13 protein-coding genes and 3 tRNA genes are annotated in these 16,333 nt (G+C 65.6%); 6 read left to right on the forward strand and 10 right to left on the reverse strand.

Annotation, left to right across the window (positions count from 1 at the left end; all coding sequences use genetic code 11):
• From ACJRPG_RS10350 to ACJRPG_RS10365, 4 genes are all read right to left on the reverse strand, one after another.
• Positions 1 to 483 (reverse strand): GTP-binding protein (locus ACJRPG_RS10350; RefSeq protein WP_408000000.1); only part of this gene is annotated, 483 nt, incomplete at its 3' end.
• A gap of 79 nt (positions 484 to 562) precedes the next feature.
• Positions 563 to 637 (reverse strand) — tRNA-Thr (locus tag ACJRPG_RS10355).
• Between the two features lie 30 nt (positions 638 to 667).
• Positions 668 to 741: transfer RNA gene (locus tag ACJRPG_RS10360), tRNA-Gly, on the reverse strand.
• A 44-nt stretch (positions 742 to 785) separates the two neighbouring features.
• Positions 786 to 871, reverse strand: a tRNA-Tyr gene (locus tag ACJRPG_RS10365).
• Positions 872 to 1,080: 209 nt separating this feature from the next.
• Here ACJRPG_RS10365 and ACJRPG_RS10370 point away from each other — a divergent pair.
• Complete coding sequence (locus ACJRPG_RS10370) at positions 1,081 to 4,338, forward strand: EAL domain-containing protein (RefSeq protein WP_408000001.1); 3,258 nt, start codon at positions 1,081 to 1,083, stop codon at positions 4,336 to 4,338.
• Here the strand turns inward: ACJRPG_RS10370 and ACJRPG_RS10375 are convergent.
• Positions 4,335 to 5,873: a dienelactone hydrolase family protein gene (locus ACJRPG_RS10375; protein WP_408000002.1), complete on the reverse strand. Its 1,539-nt coding sequence runs from the start codon at positions 5,871 to 5,873 to the stop codon at positions 4,335 to 4,337. The two genes, ACJRPG_RS10370 and ACJRPG_RS10375, sit on opposite strands and share 4 nt — an antisense overlap.
• Positions 5,874 to 5,923: 50 nt before the next feature.
• On the opposite strand from ACJRPG_RS10375, the gene ACJRPG_RS10380 reads away from it, so the two are divergent.
• Positions 5,924 to 6,352, forward strand: coding sequence for a VOC family protein (locus ACJRPG_RS10380; protein WP_408000003.1), 429 nt, complete (start codon positions 5,924 to 5,926; stop codon positions 6,350 to 6,352).
• Between the two features lie 6 nt (positions 6,353 to 6,358).
• On the opposite strand, the gene ACJRPG_RS10385 is transcribed toward ACJRPG_RS10380, so the two are convergent.
• The 3 genes from ACJRPG_RS10385 to ACJRPG_RS10395 all read right to left on the reverse strand — a co-directional run bounded on the left by ACJRPG_RS10385 (position 6,359) and on the right by ACJRPG_RS10395 (position 11,188).
• Positions 6,359 to 7,876 (reverse strand): HDOD domain-containing protein, encoded by a 1,518-nt coding sequence (locus ACJRPG_RS10385; RefSeq protein WP_408000004.1) that lies wholly within the window; start codon positions 7,874 to 7,876, stop codon positions 6,359 to 6,361.
• A gap of 64 nt (positions 7,877 to 7,940) precedes the next feature.
• On the reverse strand, positions 7,941 to 9,593 hold the full coding sequence (locus ACJRPG_RS10390) for a response regulator (protein WP_408000005.1): 1,653 nt from the start codon (positions 9,591 to 9,593) through the stop codon (positions 7,941 to 7,943).
• A 23-nt stretch (positions 9,594 to 9,616) separates the two neighbouring features.
• Positions 9,617 to 11,188, reverse strand: a complete 1,572-nt coding sequence (locus ACJRPG_RS10395) for a DUF3369 domain-containing protein (protein WP_408000006.1) — start codon at positions 11,186 to 11,188, stop codon at positions 9,617 to 9,619.
• Between the two features lie 144 nt (positions 11,189 to 11,332).
• Here ACJRPG_RS10395 and ACJRPG_RS10400 point away from each other — a divergent pair, with 144 nt between their 5' ends.
• Positions 11,333 to 11,824, forward strand: coding sequence for a chemotaxis protein CheW (locus ACJRPG_RS10400; protein ID WP_408000007.1), 492 nt, complete (start codon positions 11,333 to 11,335; stop codon positions 11,822 to 11,824).
• On the opposite strand, the gene ACJRPG_RS10405 is transcribed toward ACJRPG_RS10400, so the two are convergent.
• Positions 11,821 to 12,801 carry a J domain-containing protein gene (locus ACJRPG_RS10405; protein WP_408000008.1) on the reverse strand — a complete coding sequence of 327 codons (981 nt, stop codon included), beginning with the start codon at positions 12,799 to 12,801 and terminating at the stop codon, positions 11,821 to 11,823. The genes ACJRPG_RS10400 and ACJRPG_RS10405 overlap by 4 nt on opposite strands.
• Positions 12,802 to 12,914: 113 nt before the next feature.
• On the reverse strand, positions 12,915 to 14,060 hold the full coding sequence (locus ACJRPG_RS10410) for a class I SAM-dependent methyltransferase (RefSeq protein WP_408000009.1): 1,146 nt from the start codon (positions 14,058 to 14,060) through the stop codon (positions 12,915 to 12,917).
• A gap of 47 nt (positions 14,061 to 14,107) precedes the next feature.
• Between ACJRPG_RS10410 and ACJRPG_RS10415 the strand changes: the two genes are divergently transcribed.
• From ACJRPG_RS10415 to ttcA, 3 genes are read left to right on the forward strand one after another with little or no spacing between them, the layout of a single operon-like run.
• Positions 14,108 to 14,911 (forward strand): SDR family oxidoreductase, encoded by an 804-nt coding sequence (locus ACJRPG_RS10415; RefSeq protein ID WP_408000010.1) that lies wholly within the window; start codon positions 14,108 to 14,110, stop codon positions 14,909 to 14,911.
• Between the two features lie 25 nt (positions 14,912 to 14,936).
• A complete protein-coding gene (locus ACJRPG_RS10420; RefSeq protein ID WP_408000011.1) occupies positions 14,937 to 15,335 on the forward strand; it encodes a dihydroneopterin aldolase in 399 nt (132 codons plus the stop codon).
• Positions 15,332 to 16,243, forward strand: coding sequence for a tRNA 2-thiocytidine(32) synthetase TtcA (ttcA, locus tag ACJRPG_RS10425; RefSeq protein ID WP_408000012.1), 912 nt, complete (start codon positions 15,332 to 15,334; stop codon positions 16,241 to 16,243). Before ACJRPG_RS10420 ends, ttcA begins: the two co-directional genes overlap by 4 nt.
• Positions 16,244 to 16,333 lie beyond the last annotated feature (90 nt).

The raw sequence follows: 16,333 nt of genomic DNA on the forward strand, positions 1-16,333 counted from the left end.
GTACTTGGACAGCAGCTCGCGCACTTCCATTTCCACCAGTTCCAGCAGTTCTGCGTCGTCGACCAGGTCGCACTTGTTCAGGAACACGATGATGTAAGGCACGCCAACCTGACGGGCCAGCAGGATGTGCTCGCGGGTCTGCGGCATTGGGCCGTCAGCTGCGGAGCACACCAGGATTGCGCCGTCCATCTGCGCAGCGCCGGTAATCATGTTCTTGATGTAGTCGGCGTGGCCTGGGCAGTCAACGTGGGCGTAGTGGCGGCCGGCGGTTTCGTACTCAACGTGGGCGGTGTTGATGGTGATGCCGCGTGCTTTTTCTTCTGGAGCAGCGTCGATCTGGTCGTAGGCTTTCGCTTCGCCGCCGAACTTCTTCGACAGAACGGTTGCGATTGCAGCGGTCAGGGTGGTCTTGCCATGGTCAACGTGACCGATGGTGCCAACGTTCACGTGCGGCTTAGTCCGCTCGAACTTTTCTTTTGCCATTTTAGACTCCTAACAATTTGATAAGTGTGCAGGGCACGTGCCCGAAGACAGATGATGCTGAAACAGGTACTGCGAATTCTGGTGCCCTTGACGTGGATTGAACACGTGGCCTCTCCCTTACCAAGGGAGTGCTCTACCACTGAGCTACAAGGGCTTGTATTTACTGCTGCGCTGCTGCGGAAGCTGGAGCGGGTGAAGGGAATCGAACCCTCGTCTTAAGCTTGGAAGGCTTCAGCTCTACCATTGAGCTACACCCGCGAGGTTCCGTTTCACTTCTTCTTTACTCAGTTTCCTGGCAACTTTGGTGGAGGGGACTGGATTCGAACCAGTGTACTCATAAGAGGGCAGATTTACAGTCTGCTGCCTTTAACCACTCGGCCACCCCTCCGCGAAGGAACCGCAGAGTATGAAGCACTTACAAAAAACTGTCAACACTCCAAGTTTAAATAAACACCCGGTGTGCGACCGTTCGCTTCGGGGCGAGATTGTAAGGGCTGCGTGCAGAAAAGTGCAAGTGTTGTTTTTAGGTTGCATCAAATATCACGGAAGTGCTCGACAATAGGCTGGACGCTGTCGCCCTTCACCGCTGGATTCCCGATGACCGAAACGAGCAGTTGGCAACACTGGCGCAGCCTGCTGCTCGCCAATTCCCTCCTGGTGGCCGCCTATGTCCTGACCGGCCAGCTCGGCCTGCAGCTGGCGCTCGCGCCCGGCTACGCAACTCCCCTCTTCCTGCCCGCCGGCATTGCGCTGGCCGCCCTGGTCAGCTTCGGCCCCCGCCTGCTGCCGGGCGTCGCGCTCGGCGCGCTGCTGCTGAACCTGCTGCCCCTGCCCAACGGCAGTGCCGCTGCATCCGGCCTGGCGCACGTGCTCGCTGCCTGCTCCGCCGCCTGCGGCGCCACCTTGCAGGCCTATGTCGCCATGCACGTCTTCCACCGCTGGATCGACCCTGCGCTCGACTCGGGCCGCGACGTGCTGCGCTTCCTCGCGCTGGCGCCCCTGCTGTCGATCACCAGCAGCACGCTGTCGCTGAGCGGCATTGCGCTGGCCGGCGTGATGCCGGCCGCCGACCTGCCGGCGAACTGGCTGGCCTGGTGGCTCGGCGATTCCATCGGCATCCTGCTGGCCGCGCCCCTGGTGTGGATCGCGGCCGGCAAGCCGCGCCGCCTGTGGCAGCGCCGGCGCTGGGTGGTCGGCCTGCCGCTGGCCCTTCTGATGGCGGTGTTCGTCGGCATCTTCCTGCAGGTCGAACAGTGGGAATCGGCCGAGCAGATGCAGACCTTCCATCTCAAGTCGCAACAGGCCAGCGACCTGCTGCAGGCCCGGCTGAGTGAACATGAGCGCTTCGTCTACGCCATGTCGCGCGCGATCAGCGGCCACGCGGCCAACGTCACGGCGCGCGACTTCGCCAATATTGCAGGCGGCTACATCAGCCAGCGTGACGAACTGCTGTCGCTGAGCTGGCTGCGCCCCGTGGCGGGCAGCGAGCGCCCTGCCTTCGAGGCCTGGGCGCGCGCCACGCTGCAGCCCAATTTCCAGTTGCGCCAGATCACGCCGGACCGCGCGCTGCTGCCGGCCGACGAACGTGCGCAGTACATGGTGGCCACCTTCGTCGAGCCGCCGGAGCGCCGCCAGCACCAGGGCCTGGACCTGCTCAGCGAGCCGGCCCGCGCCGCCATGATCGAGACGGCCATCCGTAGCGGCAAGCCGACGGCCAGCGCCCCGCTGCGCATGCTGAGCAGTGCGCCGGGCCCGGGCGTGCTGCTGGCGCAAACCGTTTCCAGCGCGCCGGGCGAGCCGGTGCTGGGCGTGCTGCTGATCGCACTGCAGAACGATACCTACCTGCTGCGCATCATCCGCCAGATCGGCTTCCCCCATATGCAGGCGCGGCTGGTGGATCTCGATGCGGCGGGCCGCCCCGCCCTGCTCGACCAGATCGGCGACGCGCCCGGCGAGCGCAGCTTCCAGCAGGACCTGCAATTCGGCGGCCGCAGCTATGAACTGACCCTGGAGCCGACCGCGGCCTACCTGGCCCAGCACCGCGGCTGGCAAAGCTGGACCGTGCTGACCTCAGGCCTGCTGCTGACCGGCCTGCTGGGCGGCCTGCTGCTGCTGATCAGCGGCGAACGCGCCAAGGTGCAGGCCCAGGTGGAGGATGCCACCGCCCAATTGCAGGAACGCGAGGCGCGCCTGCAGGCCATCCTGGACAAGGCGGCGGACGCCATCCTCACCATCGACGCGGAAGGCTACCTGATCTCCGGCAATGCGGCGGCGGGGCGGCTGTTCGGCTACGACGCGGCGCAGCTGGCCGGCCTGCCGATGATCGACCTGCTGCCGGTGGCGCATGGCGAAACGCCGTTTGAACAGCTGCGCAAGATCGCCAACGGCGAGCACCGCGAACACGAGGCAACGGGCTGGCGCAGCGACGGTTCGCCCTTCCCGCTCTCGGTCTCGGTCAGCGAGGTGGAGCTGCCGCAGGAGCACCTGTTCGTGGCCATCCTGCACGACCTGACGGAACAGCACCGCTCGCAGGAACGCATCTACCGCCTGGCCCACCACGACCCGCTCACCGGGCTGGACAACCGCCTGTCGCTCGGCCTGCGCCTGGAACAGCTGCTGGCGCAGACGCGGCGCGCCAAGGGCACGGCGGCCGTGATGTTCCTCGACCTGGACCACTTCAAGAAAATCAACGACACCCACGGCCACCAGACCGGCGACCTGCTGCTGGTGGCGGTGGCCAACCGCCTGCGCGAACTGCTGCGCGAAGTGGACACCATCGCCCGCCTCGGCGGCGACGAGTTCATCGTCGTCACCAACGGCAGCGTAAGCCCGGACGCCGCCGGCGCCATCGCGGTGCGCATCGTGGAGGCGCTGAGCGCGCCCTACCAGCTGCAGGGCAAGACCGTGCACAGCGGCGCCAGCGTGGGCGTGGCCATGTTCCCCGGCGACGGCGAAGACGGCGCCGCCCTGCTGCGCAATGCGGACACCGCGATGTATGCCGCCAAGAGCCGCGGCCGCAACAACTTCCAGTTCTTCTCGGCCGCCATGAATACCGCCACGCACGAGCGCCTGATGCTGGAGAACCGGCTGTGGCAGGCGCTGGAGAAAGAGGAATTCGAGCTTTACCTGCAGGCGCAGATCGACCTCACCACGCAGGCCGTGATCGGCGCCGAGGTGCTGCTGCGCTGGCACCATCCTGAGCTGGGCATGGTAAGCCCCGACCGCTTCATCCCGATCGCCGAGGAGTCGGGCCTGATCCTGCCGCTGGGCGACTGGGTGCTGCACCGCGCTGTCGGCCTGCTGGACCGCTGGCGCGGCATGGGCCTGGGCCACCTGCGGCTGGCGGTCAACCTGTCCGCGCGCCAGTGCCATGGCAGCTCGCTGCTGCCGCACCTGGACCGGCTGGTGGAAGACAGCGGCATCGATCCCACCTTGCTGGAACTGGAGATTACGGAATCGGCCGCGATGCAGGATCCGGAGCGCAGCCGCGTCCTGCTCAGGGAACTGCGTACGCGCGGCATCAAGGTCGCCATCGACGACTTCGGCACCGGCTATTCCTCGCTGAGCTATCTGAAGCTGTTCGAAATCGACCGCATCAAGATCGACCGCGGCTTCGTGAAGGACATCGAAAGCGACCCGAACGACGCCGTCATCGTCGCCGCCACCATCGGCCTGGCGCATTCGCTGGGCCTGGAAGTGATTGCCGAGGGCGTGGAGACGGAAGCCCAGTCGGACTTCCTGCGCACCAAGCTGTGCAAGGAAGCCCAGGGCTATCTGTTCGCCCGCCCCGTGCCCATTGCAGATTTCGAACGCCTCGCGCAGGCGATTCCGCCTGCCGAGGCGGAGCTGGCTTAACGCGGCGCGGCGCCCAGCGCCTTCAGGTGCTTCTCGGCGTTGCTGTTGCCGGGATCGAGCTGCAGCGAGCGCTGGTAGTTTTCTACGGCTTGCACCTTGTCCTGGTTTGCTTCATGGGCTTCGGCCAGGCTGTCGAAGGCGTTGCCGCTGTCCGGATACAGCACGGTGGCGAGCTTGAGGATCTCGACGGCCGCCTTGCCGTTGCCGCCGCGCAGGAGCTTGTAACCCCAGTCATTCAGCACAGGCTCGGAGATAGTGAATTTGGGCTCGCGCTTGCGCATTGCCGTGAACACTTCCTGCACGTTGGCGAAATTCGTCTTGCCGGCTTCGGCGGCCAGCATCTCCAGCGTCGGCGCCGCGCCTTGCGACATCGTCTTCACCATGGACGCCATATGTGGCGGCACGCCGTTCTGTTTCGGGGTGTTGTTCAGGAAAGCTTTGCCCTGCTCCTGCCCCAGCAGGTAGGCATTGAGGAAGTTCAGCACGTAGCGCGCCATCCAGCCATAGGCCTGGCCCGCTTCAGCACGCGAGTATTCCTCGAAGCGCTTGTCCGACAGCATGTGCAGCGAGTCCGAGGCGAAGGCATGGTGCTCCATGGGATGCAGCGTCACCGTGTACAGGTCGGAATACTTCATCTCATTGAGGAAACTGGTAACAGGTTTGCCGCGCCGCGCCAGGTCCTCCAGCGAGCGCGGGCGCTGCGCCAGGAACAGCATCGGGATCGCCACGCGCGCGGGCTGCACATATTTCGCCTGCTCGATCATCTCCGGCCAGTAGCGCACGGAACCATCCAGGTTGACCAGCGCCTTCACACGGCTGTCGCGCGCCGCCACGAAGACATTCGAGATGCCGCCCCAGCTGAAGCCCGCCACCGCCAGCTTGCCCAGGTCGGCCTGCGGCAGCGTATGCGCATAGCCGATCAGGAAGGCGATATCGGCCGCCTGCGCCTCGATGCCTTCCAGGTTATCGGTCATGCTGCGCGTGGCGGCGCCCATGCTCGGGCTGGCAATCACCACATAGCCATGGCTGGCCAGGTATTCGCACAATTCCGCGTTTTCCGCTGCCCCGGCGCTGAAGCTCGGCGCATAGATCACGACGGGGAACTTGCCGGCCACAGGCTTTGCGTCGCGTACAGCCAGCATGGGGGCCGCCAGTTCGGCGGACGCCACGGCGGCGCTGGTCTGGCCGGCCACATCCTGCAAGCGCACTTCGGCGGCCTTGCGGATCTCGGCCGCCGGCATGCCGAACTGATCGGCCGTGATATTCAGGTTGAAATAGTCGCCATAGCTCACGCGCTTGCCGCTCTTCTGCGCCGGGTACCAGACCACGGTCTGCACCGGCCGCGCAGTTTCACCCGTGACCGGCTTGCCGGTGACGACGTCGTAACGGCCCCGGTAGTTGCGCGTGTAGTCGTACTGCTCGACCACACGCACGCCCACACCGTGCGGCCCCGGCGCCGGATCGAAGGTAAAGTTGGGGGCAGCCTGGCTCAGGCCGGCGAATGACAGGATGACAGCGGCAAACAGTATACGCACGAACAAGTTCTCCCAGGCAAAAAAGTCAGTGTATAACGGAGGAGCACGGTATGGAAACCCAGGAATTGCATCGCGGACGGCTGATCGACCATATCCAGCTGGTGGTGCGCGACCTGCCTGCATCGCAGGCTTTCTACTCGGCGGTATTCGAGGTGCTGAAGGTGCCGATGGGCGGCACCGGCGACGGCTATTTCTGGGCCGATGAGCTGTTCGTGTCCGCCAAGGAGAGCGAGGCCGCGCAAGGCGTGCTGACCGGCCGCCACCACCTGGCCTTCCAGGCCCAGGACCGCGCCATGGTGGACGCCTTCTACCAGGCCGCGCTGGCGCACGGCGGCAAGGACAACGGCGCCCCGGGCGAGCGCGAATACCATCCCGGCTACTACGCCGCCTTCGTGCTGGACCCGGACGGCAACAATATCGAGGCCGTCTTCCACGGCGAGGCCAAACGCAGCGCGGCCTCGGTGAAGATTACCTTCTGAAGCGGCTCAGCTGCTGCCCAGCGCCAGTAGCACCTGGCCCTTGAGGGCGCGGATCAGCGCGGCTTCGTCCGGCGGCACGCCTTCCGGCGCCATCACGTCGCGGTCGGCGTAGAACAGGCCGAGCTGGCGGCCCTGCACCACCAGCGGCAGCACGATGAAGCTGCGCGCGTCCGGCAGGATCTTGCGGTGCCAGTCGGGCAGCAGGCCCTGGATCTTGGCGGCGCCCGCATCGGAGATCATCAGGTCGGCGTCGTTCGACATGGCCAGGTGGAACAGGTCGTCGCCATGTTCCTCGAAGCAGAAGCCGATCTGGCGCCGCACGTGCTGCTCGCCGAAGGCGATGCGGGCGCGGAACTGCCCGCTTTTCGCATCCTTGAGGCAGACCGTGGCGAAGCGGAAGCCCATGCTGTGGTACAGCGTTTCCAGCACCAGGTGTATCAGCTCGTTGACCCGGGCGCGGCCCGCGGCGCGCATCATGGTCACGTCCTGCACGCCGGACAGCAGGCGGTCGCGCGCATTGAAGGGCTTGCCGCTCGGGTAAGCGCCGCTGTTCTGGCCGATGCCGCTATCCATCGTTGCGGCCGCCAGCGCATCGGGCAGGCCCGGCGGCGCGGACGGCTCCGGCGCGGTATCGGGCGCCAGCTGCATGCTGTCCTGCAGGCTGGCCATGCTCTTGCGCACGGTGAGGAACATCGCATCCATCTGCGCATGGTCCAGGTTCAGCGCGGCGCCGTAGCGCTGGCGCAGCGCCATCAGCTCGTCGGCACGCGCGCCACCCTTGCGCAGCAGGGGCCGCGCTGCGTCGTGGCCGAAGGAGACGACCTGGCGCGTCCATTCGTCCTTGTCGCGCGGCGGCTTGAGCACGCCCGGCGGCAGCGGCGCCAGCGAGCGCACGATGACTTCGGGAATGCGCCATTCGCGCAGCACGGCGGCGGACAGGGTGTCGTAGCTGCTGCCGAGGATCAGCTGCGAGGCCTGGGCCGGCGTGTAGCCGCCGCCCGCCATCAATTCCTCGATCTCGCGGAAGCGCTCGTGCTCGCGCGAGGCCACCAGCAGCGGGCCGATATTGCGGAACAGGGCGCCGATCGAGGCTTCTTCCGCGCTGCCGAAGGGGCCGCTGCGCGCCGCTTCCCGCCCCAGCAGGCTGGCGCACAGCGACGCTTCCAGCTCCACGCGCACGCTGTGCGCGTGGGTGCTGTTGTCCAGCTGGTCGACCAGCAGCATCGCCAGCGCCGTCGTTTTCACGGTGTCGAAGCCGAGCAGGGAGATGGCGCGGGAAATGGTGGTGACGGTGGCGCCCGCCATGGTGCGGTATTGCGGCGTGTTCGCCAGGCGCAGCACTTTCTGGGTCAGGGCCACGTCGGACAGCACGTAATAGGCCAGGCTGTTGGTGCCCTGGTCGTCCGAATCCACCAGCTCCACCACGCGCGCAACGGCGCCGCCAAGGGCGAACAGGCCCTCGTCTGCCGTCAGCTTCCTGAGCAGGTTTCCCCGCACCGGCCGGGGCTCCAGATGTATTGCCATTTATCAACAACCGTTAAAATATTTATAGGCAATCCATTGTAGCCCGTGCCGGGCCGGCCTTGCGCTATATTCGGCGTTTGCGCTGCGGCGGCAGGCGCCGGCCGGGCCGGATGTTGTATTTGCGGAGCAGTTCTTCGTAGAGGGTGCTCAGGGCATTGAGCTTGGGGTTGACCGGGTCGAGCCGGCGCACATTGGCAATCAGCTCCAGCGCGCTGGCGCCGAGGTGGTCTTCCCAGCCGGTGTGCTCCAGGCACTTGAGCACGGCCACCGCCGCATTGAATACTACCTGGGGATTGTCCGGCAGGCGCTGCACGGCTTCCAGCATGATCTCGACCGCGCCGGCGAAGTCGCCCTCCTTCGCTTTCTGGGCGCCGGCGGCCACCATGCGCGCCACGTCCATGCGGCTTTCGGTGGCGAGCCGCTGCGCCATGTCGCCGTGGCCGGCGCCTTCCAGCATGGAGACGGCGCGCGTGAGGGCGTGGCTGCCGCCCGCATTGCGCATCACCTCGCGCATCACTTCTTCCGCCATCTCTTCCTTGCCCGCATTCAGGGCGGCCAGCGCCAGCGCCATCTTGAGGTCGTCCGATACGGCGGCCGAGGCGCGCACGCCGTTCATGGCGGCCTGCACGGCCTGCTCCAGGCGCGCCGTCTCGCCCGTATAGTCGTGCAGCATGGCGGAGGAAATCGCACTGCACACTTCGCGGTTGGGAGCGCTGGCCAGGGCCTTGTCCAGGTCGCGGATCACGGAGGCGGCCTGCACCGGGTCGCCCTTGCGCACCAGCGCCTGCACCAGCCGGGCATGGTCTTCCGGATCGCGGAATTCGGAGAAGCGAGCGCGGTTAACCACCTGGCGCAGCGCTTTCTCGGCGGTTTCGGTATCGCCCGCTTCGAACGCCACTTCGCCCAGCTTGCGCAGGCGGCGGATGGCATGCGGCGACAGGCCCACCGCATCGCTCAGCACGGCCTGCGCCTGTTCCATCCGGCCCTCATGTTCATGGGTACGCGCCAGCCAGTCATAGGCATCGAGGAAGCGGCGGTTCTGGCCCAGCAGTTCTTCCAGCATTTCCCGCGCCGGCTGCACTTCGCCGCGCATGAACAGGGTTTTCGCCTGGCCCAGGCGGGCCCAGTGAATGGCCTTGGTTTCCCACAGCTCGGCGTAGATCGGTTCCGCTTCCCAGGGCTCGCCCAGCAGCAGGTAGGTTTCGGCGCGCAGGCGCATGAAGTCGGGCGCAAAGCGCGGCTGCTTGAACTCCTGTTCCTTGCAGGCCTCGATGGCGGCGCGGTGGTCGCCCAGCTCGATCAGCTCGTACACCGGCAGCAGCGCGTCGCGTTTCTCCAGCGAGCGCGCGATGCGCTCCAGCATGCTCTCGGCGGTGAAGGGCTTGAGGATGTAGTCGTTCGGCTGCAGCTCGGCCACGCTGATCACCTTGCTGAACTGGCCCTCGCCCGTCACCATGAAGAACATGGCGGACGGCTGCATCAGGCGGTGGTGGCGCAGGTCTTCCAGCAGCTGCTGGCCGTCCTGCCCGCCATCCAGTTCATATTCGCACAGGATCAGGTCGTAATTGCGCGTGTTCAGGGCGCGGATGGCCTGGGTGGAATTGGCGACGTCGTCAATCTTGCTGAGCCCGAACAGGGTCAGCATATTGTGCAGGCTGGCCCGCATTCCTGCGTGGGGTTCGACTACCAGTGCGGTAAGGCTCTTGAGATCGGTCATGGCGAACGGCGGGATGCAGGTGCTCAGCTGGCTCCGTAGCTGGAGTCGCGCGCCACCACATCCTCCAGCGCCCGCACCACTTCGGGATCGAACTGGGTGCCGCTGCGGTCACGGATGTATTGCATGACCTCCGGATGCGGCCACGGATCCTTGTAGGTGCGCTCGTGCAGCAGGGAGTCGAATACATCCACCACCGAAACGATGCGGGCCGACAGCGGGATCGCCCTGCCCTTCAGGCCGTTGGGATAGCCGCGGCCGTCGAAGTGCTCGTGGTGGGCGCCCGCGATTTCGGCGCCGAAGGTCAGGTAGCTCGGGCCATCGACCATATTCGCGGCCCGTTCCAGCACCGTGCGGCCGACATTGGCATGGTTCTGCATCACGGCTTTTTCCTCCGGCGTGTGCGGTCCCGGTTTCAGCAGGATGGCGTCCGGCGTGGCGACCTTGCCCACGTCGTGCAGGATGCTGGCCAGGCCGATCATGTCCAGCAGCTGCGGGCTCAGTTCATCGCCGTACACGCCGCGTTCCTTCAGGCGCTCGGCAATCGCGCTGGACAGGCGCTGCACGCGGCGCACATGGCCGCCCACGCCGCCATCGCGGAATTCGGCCAGGTCGGCCAGCGCGACCACCGTCGCTTCCTGCGCCTTGCGCAGCTGGCCGAACATATACAGGTTGTCGAAGGCGGCGGCGATGCGCTCGCAGAACACCTCCAGCAGGTCGCGCTGGATCTGGGCCAGCGGCCAGGGCGGCGTGACGCTGATGGCCACGTCGCGCTTTTCCTGGGTGTGGATGAACAGCACATTGGCCGGGTGCTCGAACTGGCTTTTCTTTTCGGCGAAGGCCTTGGCGATGGTGGGCCACAGCGCATGGTCGGCCGGCATATGCTCGCCTTCGGCCAGCGGGGCATAGTTGCCGGTGGCCGCCACCACGGTGGTGTCGCCGGTATCCTGCTGCATCAGGCACAGCACGCCGTCCGCGCCCACGTCGAGGATGGCGGAGACCTGGTTCAGCACGCCGGACGCGAATTCGCGCAGGGAATGGATCTGGTACAGGTTGGTGGCGCCGGCCAGGATCTTGCCCAGCCCCACGCGGCTGCGCTCCAGCATGTTCAGGCTCTCGTAAGCGCGCAGCGCCGAGATGACGGTGGTGAACAGCTTCTGCGTGGTGAGCTCGGTCTTGGCCTTGTAGTCGTTGATGTCGTATTCGATGATGACGCGCTGCTCCGGCGCCTGGCCCGGCTGGCCGGTGCGCAGCACCACGCGCACGATGGCGTTGTGCAGCTCCTCGCGGATGCGGCGCGCCAGCAGCAGGCCGGCGTCGTCGGTTTCCATCACCACGTCCAGCAGCACCAGGGCGATGTCCGGGGTTTCGCTGAGGATCTTGAAGCCTTCCTTCGCGCTGTAGGCCGAGAACAGCTCCAGCTCGCGCCCCTTGAAGGACACGTTGCGCAGGGCGAGGCGGGTGACGGCGTGCACGTCCTGGTCGTCATCGACGATCAGCACGCGCCACAGGCGCTGCTCGGGAGGCGTGACGCCTGCCGATTGTTCTTCCTCTTCTTCCAGCAGCCAATCGTCCTCGCCGCCATGCGATTCCGTCATACACTCTCCTCTTGCGAAGGGGGTCACAGGTGGTTCCCAGCATAATCAGTATTTAATATGCTGACAACCATAAATTGCCATCTCGCAAATGGCCTGCAACTCTGGTACGCTTTGACAACAAGTCATTCACGAGGATAGCTCACCATGCAAGACACGCAAGTGCAGGACGGCGGCGCAGACGGTCTCGGCCGCGAGTTTCTCGCCTTCACACTGGGCAAGGAAGAATACGGCATCGATATCCTGAAAGTGCAGGAGATCCGCGGCTACGAGGCGGTGACGCGCATCGCCAACGCGCCGGAATTCATCAAGGGCGTGATCAACCTGCGCGGCATCATCATCCCGGTGGTGGACATGCGCATCAAGTTCCGCCTCGGCGAGCCGGTCTACGACCAGTTCACCGTGGTCATCATCCTGAACATCAAGGGCCGCGTGGTGGGCATGGTGGTGGACAGCGTGTCCGACGTGACCACGCTGACGCCGGACCAGATCAAGCCGGCGCCGGAAATGGGCACGGCCTTCAGCACCGAGTACATGATCGGCCTCGGCACGGTGGGCGAACGCATGCTGATCCTGATGGACATCGACAAGCTGATGTCCAGCTCGGAAATGGGCCTGATGGAGTCGATTGCCGGCTAAGAAGCGTCGGCGCGGTTGCGGCGGGCGGCGCAGCCGCCCAGGTCGATGTTCTGGTAGCGGATTTCGTACTTGCCGTTCACCAGGTTGTTGACCACCAGCTTGTCGTGCGGCTGCACGAAGGCGTAGCGCACATTCGAGCGGCGGTCCATGTCGTAGACCTTGATGAAGACCGGCGAGGCGTTGCTGCTGTTATCCAGCGTGAGCGACATGTCCTCGCCCTTGTTCCCCACCGGATAGCCATCCACATAGCCTGAGCGGGCCGGCCACGGTTCCCCGTTCGGCGCCACCAGGGCTGGCGTTTCGTTTTCGCAATCGGCGCCGCCGGCGCCGGAGCTGGGCAGGATGACCTGCGACAGGGCCAGCACCTTGATCGGCGCCGGGCGCGCCGTATCGGCTTCCGCCGCCAGCGCCTTGCCGCCGGCCCAGCCATCCTGCGCCTCGCCCGCCTCGCGCTCCACGCGCGGATAACTGCGGGTGGCGGCGCTGGCCGTCAGTTCGCCGGCCGGCGGCTTGCCGCCCCAGGCGGCGGCCAGCACCGTCGATACCTGGCGCGGTTCCGTCACCGTCATCACGCCGGCCACCCAGCCTGCGGCCAGGCAGCTGCTGGTGGTGGCCCACCAGCGCCAGTTGCGCAGCATGGGGCGGCGGCGCCGCATCGGCTCCACCGGCTCGGGCCAGGCCTGGGCCGGGGTGTCCACATGGTGGTTGCGGTGGTCGTCATGGCGGGTGCTTTCCAGCCATTCGATCTCGAATTCTTCCTGGGCGATCCACTCATCGTGCTCCTTGCGGCGCTGCGGGTCGGACAGCGTGCCGTAAGCAGTGTTGACAATGGCCATGATGCGCGCAGCCTTCTCATCACCCGGATTCTTGTCAGGGTGGTATTTCTGGCTGAGCGCCTTGTAGGCGGCACGCACGACCTCCTGCGGAGCGCCGCGCGACACCTTCAGGTTGTCATAGTGAGTGTGTATCTTTCCCATCGTTCCAATATTGTCAGCGGCGCGCCACGACGGGGTTACGCGCCAGATCAATCATGATAGCCGAAGTTTGGCGAAGATTCGCGTCCGAAATGTCAGGAAAAGTGGCTTCTTTTCTACAAACGGTGGCTGCGGTCGGCCGCCAGCACGGCCGGCGGCAGCTCCACGCCCTTTCCGACCACCAGAACCTTGAACAATTCCCCCATTTCGGCCGGCGATACCAGCTTTTGCAGGGCATTCGCTTGCGGCATGTAAGCCAGTACGTCCGAGGGATCGGTGCGCAGCAGCAGTTCACCGATGCCCGCCGCCAGCAGGAAATGGGCCTGGCTCATATAGGCCAGTACCTCGGCGCCCGCGTCCTGCGCCGCCAGCGCCATGGCCGTGAAGTCCACGTGGGCCGTGATGTCCTGCAGGCCGGGCAGGTAGAAGGGATCCGGGTGGGCGTGGTGGCGGTAATGGCACATCAGCGTCCCCTGGTCGCGGTCCGGGAAATAGTATTCGTGGGCCGGGAAGCCGTAATCGAACAGGATGGCGGCGCCCGCCCGGCTGCGCGCCAGCATGGCGCCCAGCGTGGCCATGAAGCCGCAGGCCGTGCCGTGCAGCTCGGTCAGGTAGCCTTCGTGCAGCTGGTCCGCCTCCGGAATCTGCTTTGCGATCCGGGCCTGCAGGGCCGGATCCGGCGCCCCGTCTTCCCAGGCGAAGGCGCCATCGCGGATCGTCACCAGCTGTTCGCGCCAGCCTCCGGCGCGCTTTGCCGCCAGCTGCACCGGCATGGCGTCCAGCACTTCGTTGCCCAGCACGACGCCGTCCCAGGTATCGGGGAAGCCGTCCAGCCACTGCACCTGCGGAAAATCGCGCAGCGCCTCCTGCTGCCGGGCGCGCAGTTCGCCGGACAGCTCCACGATGGCGTAGCGCTCCAGCGCGACGCCCTGGGCCGCCAGTTCGGTGAGGATATCGCGCGCCAGCTTGCCGGTGCCGGCCCCGAATTCGAGGATGCGCGGCCCGGTTTGGGGGATAATAGCGGCGGCAACCCGCGCCAGCGCAGCACCGAACAGGGAACTCAGTTCGGGCGCAGTTGTAAAATCGCCATCCCTGCCCAGTTTGGCGGCGCCGCCGCTGTAGTAGCCGAGCTGCGGCGCATACAGCGCCAGCTCCATGAAACGGGCAAAGGACATCGGACCGCGTTCGATTTCGGCGGCAATCTGCTGCTGCAGGGCGTGGGACGCGGCCAGGGCGTCGCTGGAAGGTGCTGGGAGAGACATCCCGGCATTGTAGCGGTTCGGCGCCCCGGCCAACACTAAGGCACACCATGACAAGCACGCAAGCACCCGGCGCCAGTGCGCCCCCTCTCTCCGGCCGCGCCCCCGTGGCGCTCGTGACCGGCGCCGGCCGCCGCCTGGGCCGCGCCATTGCGCTCGGCATGGCGCGCGCGGGCTGGGATATCGCCGTGCATTACCGAGCGTCGGAAGCGGAAGCGCAAGAGGTGGCGGAACAAATCCGCGCCCTCGGCCGCCGCGCCGTCACCCTGCATGCGGAACTGGCCGACGAAGCGGCCGTGCGCCGCCTGCTGCCGGCCGCCGTGCAAGCGCTGGGCGCGGTGGACTGCGTGGTGAACAACGCCTCGCTGTTCGACTACGACAGCGCCGCCGACTTCTCCATGCAGAAACTGGACGCCCATATGCACGCCAATGTGGCCGCGCCCCTGCTGCTGGCGCAAGCCCTGCACGCCGCCACGCCGGACGGCGCCCAGGCCGTGGTGGTGAACCTGCTGGACCAGAAGCTTTATAATCTCAATCCCGATTTCCTGTCCTATACCCTGTCCAAGGCGGCGCTGCATACGGCAACGACGATGCTGGCGCAGGCGCTGGCCCCGAAAGTCAGGGTAGTCGGCGTGGCGCCGGGCATCACGCTGGTGTCCGGCGAGCAGAGCGAGGCGGGCTTCGAGAAAGCCCACACGCAAACGCCGCTGGGCCGTTCCAGTACTCCGGAAGATATTGTGCAGGCCGTACTGTATGCCGCGACCGCGCGCGCCGTCACCGGCGCCACGCTGCTGGTCGATGGCGGCCAGCACCTGCTGCCGCTGCCGCGCGACGTGATGTTCGTCGCCCAATAAACGTATTCATTAAAGGTTTCTCAACATGCTGTCCGCCCTGCTCCACCCGCGCCTGCAAGACTGCCGCCGCCTCTTCCTGCGCGATTACGAAGTGCTGATCAATATCGGCGTCCATGATTTCGAGAAGAAGGGCGAGCAGCGCGTGCTGATCAATGTGGACCTGTACATCCCGCTGGCCGTTTCCACGCCGCGCGAGGACGAACTGGAAGAAGTGGTGGATTACGACTTCATGCGCGAGACCATCGCGCGCCGCATGGCGCAGGGCCACGTGCACCTGCAGGAAACCCTGTGCGACGACGTGGTGGCCGCCATGCTGGCCCACCCGAAGGTGCGCGCGGCGCGTGTATCGACGATGAAACCCGATGTGTACCCCGACTGCGAAGGCGTGGGCGTGGAAGTGTTCCGTATCAAGGATGAAGCATGAATGCAGTGATCGACAAAGTGAGCGACAAGGCCGCCGACAAGCAGGCCTTCGAAAACAACAAGCTGCACAAGCGCCTGTGCCGCCTGGTGGGCCAGGCCATCGGCGACTTCAATATGATAGAGGAAGGCGACAAGGTCATGGTTTGCCTGTCCGGCGGCAAGGACAGCTACGCCCTGCTCGACATCCTGATGACGCTGCGCGAGCGCGCGCCGATCAACTTCGACATCGTGGCCGTGAACCTGGACCAGAAGCAGCCCAACTTCCCGGCCGACGTGCTGCCCGCCTATCTCGACAAGCTGGGCGTGCCTTACCACATCGAGAACCAGGACACCTACAGCATCGTCAAGCGCCTGATCCCGGAAGGGAAAACCACCTGTTCGCTGTGCTCGCGCCTGCGCCGCGGCATCCTGTACCGCGTGGCCGATGAACTGGGCGCCACCAAGATCGCGCTGGGCCACCACCGCGACGATATCCTGGAAACCTTCTTCCTCAATATGTTCTTCGGCGGGAAGATCAAGGGCATGCCGGCCAAGCTGCAGTCGGATGACGGCAAGCATGTGGTGATCCGCCCGCTGGCCTATGTGAAGGAAGAGGACACCGAACGCTACGCCGAAGTGAAGGGCTTCCCCATCATTCCTTGCGACCTGTGCGGCTCGCAGGAGAACCTGCAGCGCAAACAGATCAAGGCCATGCTGCGCGAATGGGAGAAGAAGCACCCGGGCCGCGTGGAGAACACCTTCTCGGCCCTGTCCACCGTGGTGCCTTCACACCTGATGGACCGCGATCTGTTCGGCTTCGCCGACCTGAAAGCGGACGGCGTGGCCAGCCCGCTGGGCGATATCGCCTTCGACGAGGAGCCCTGCGCGCCGCCGGCGCAAACCGTCCAGCTGCAGCTGCACCGGGACTGAGGCCCTAAAAATTTAACAATTTGCGTTGCGATTTTGCAACTTACATATTGTTACAAACCCCGTTCTGGCTGAGCATAGTGGTTCTCGAAT

It is taken from the genome of Pseudoduganella rhizocola, from assembly GCF_045984285.3.
GTDB lineage: Bacteria > Pseudomonadota > Gammaproteobacteria > Burkholderiales > Burkholderiaceae_D > Rugamonas.